The sequence below is a fragment of the Xenorhabdus sp. IM139775 genome (assembly GCF_028598745.1).
In the GTDB taxonomy this organism is placed as follows: domain Bacteria; phylum Pseudomonadota; class Gammaproteobacteria; order Enterobacterales; family Enterobacteriaceae; genus Xenorhabdus.
On record NZ_JAQRFK010000159.1, the window covers coordinates 1 to 2,225 of the forward strand.

Here is a 2,225-nt window from a genome sequence, read left to right on the forward strand (position 1 = left end):
GGGTAAGACTGGCAGGCCGCTAAGCCCCATACCAGCCCAAAACCCAGCAGTGATATTAAGATTTTTCTTTTCATGATGAGATTTCCTTACGAGTGATATCAAAAACAGCCCGGTGCCATTTTTCACAAGGGCGATTGACAAAACTGAATAATTCAACAGAGTAAATACCGCCCTGAATTTTCTCCTTGTTGATTTTAACGGCATTCCAGTGAGAGGAGCAGTGAACGTATTTTGACTGAATTAAAGTGAGTTCTTCGGGCGTAAAAGGGACGGGTTGTTGGCCTTGCCGGATGGCACGCCCTTGTGCAATAGCTTTGTCTGCCAAAGGTTCAAGCTCTGGCAGGAGCTTGTAATCGTTATCTTTGCTCTCTGGTTCACTAAAAAATACACCTGCATCTTGCGCCGCATCCTGCATTACCTGCATCACGACTTTTGACCAGTCATTGGTTATCTTACGGGAAAGTACTGCCGCTGCTGAAACCTGCTTTTTAAACATCTCTTTCTCATTGCGGGGCTGAAAATGGGGATTTTGCCAGACTTCAACCCTGACATGATTGCCAATCAGCAAGGGCGCAATGGTTGGGTACATTTTGAGTTGTTCAAGCTCTTCCTGCGCTTTTTTATAAACCGGGGTGGCGTTATCGGGGATGCTTTCATCCACCGTGGCGATCCGCGGCCGGGTGATAAACCAGTTCTCCGTTTCTTCCAGATTATACCCACCGCCAATATCGGAATGTGCACCCGGCAGAACCAGTTCGGGGTAATCCGGTTTAATGCTGTTTAAGGAGAAGTTATAACGGCATTCATTTTGTGCCGTAATGTGGAAAATATGTTCAGCAATGCCGGCCGGCAGGCGGATATCAATATCGCCGGTATCGGCATTGTGGGGATTAAGTCCGTTATCTACTGTCCCAATCGCCGCAACGGTATCAAAGATACCCAAAAAACGGGTTGTTCCCGTCGGGCAATGGGGGGTATCCAGATAGCGTTGCTGTACAGTAAAGCATTCTGCCAGTGCCTGCGCTAAGGCAGGGTCTTTGTGATAAATGCGGTTAGCAAAATGACGCGCTGCCGCCGCACCCCGACTGAAACCGATAATATCGAATTGCAGGGATTTCACGCAGCTTTTTGTCTCTTTCAAAAAGGTCGAGATTTCGGCTTTGACTTTCTGGATAGCCATATCGGTTTTGGCCGCCACGCCGGTTTCACCAACCCCCAGCCCATAACCGATGATATTGTCCGATTTGCCTGCCTGTGTACCGATACCCTCGATATAGACCTTGAGTTGATGGTTGTTTTCACTAGTTTGCGCTTCCTTATATATTTGATGTAAAAAATGCACATTGGTGTAGTAACCATCATAACTAATCCGTGAGGTATCGCCGGACTGACCAAACTGATCAAATGAACAGGTAAAATCGTTAACCTGTTTGTGTGTTAAGCCAATCTTCTCGGGAGAACATGCAAAGCGTTCATCAATATTGTCAGTATTATTCCCTGTCCCATCAAAAAAGACGCCAATAATTAAATTGATACCACTTTCTATCGCCTGAATTTCCAGGACATACCGCCGGTTAAGGGGGTGAGCCGTGAACCCTTTTAGTGTCGAGTTCTTAAAGTGTTCCGAGGCTGTTAACTCTCCTTCTTTCCAGCCTGTGACTTTGGGGTAAGCATCACTGACGCCACCCAGCGGAATATAATGATAGGCATGCCCGCCATAATAACTATTTTCCCTGACCTGAAGATTGCCTGCTTGCCCGCTATCCGGCCGGGCGGGGCACTGGGTCACTTTATCAGCCAAGGGCTGGGCTGAAACAGATAATGTCACCGGCATGGGGGGAAGGTCTTCTTCACGTAATAAACCATTTCCATCGGTGGTGCCGGTTCGTTCAAGTCCCTTTTTTCCCCGAATTTTCAGTTTATAAGGTATCCCCGCCAGCGGTTCTCCCTGTTCATCCACCAGTTGAAATTCAATCCAATGTTTCAATATTTTCTGACAATCAAGGCAATCCAATGGTTCCAGTTTGCTCATTTTTCGTATCCCTCATTATTTATGCAAAATCATGGAGTTCCGTATCAATGTCAGCAGCCGATCCCGCTTGTTGGCTGTCAGTCATAAAACGTTCAACGGTTAATTTATTCAGGTTGTTAGTCTCGGCTCTTTTCTGTTTTAGCCACGCAATAATATGCAATTCTAATTGGCCTTCGGGTTTATCCAGTTTTAG

The 2,225-nt window shown here is 46.5% G+C and carries 1 protein-coding gene; it reads right to left on the reverse strand.

Going from position 1 to position 2,225, the window contains the following annotated elements:
* Positions 1–70: 70 nt before the first annotated feature.
* Positions 71–2,032 (reverse strand): T6SS phospholipase effector Tle1-like catalytic domain-containing protein, encoded by a 1,962-nt coding sequence (locus tag PSI17_RS16555; RefSeq protein WP_273553011.1) that lies wholly within the window; start codon positions 2,030–2,032, stop codon positions 71–73.
* Between the last annotated feature and the right edge of the window lie 193 nt (positions 2,033–2,225).

Coding starts and splice junctions, on each gene's coding strand:
- PSI17_RS16555 (WP_273553011.1), bottom strand. CDS start 2,032: ATGAGCAAACTGGAACCATTGGATTGCCTTGATTGTCAGAAAATATTG.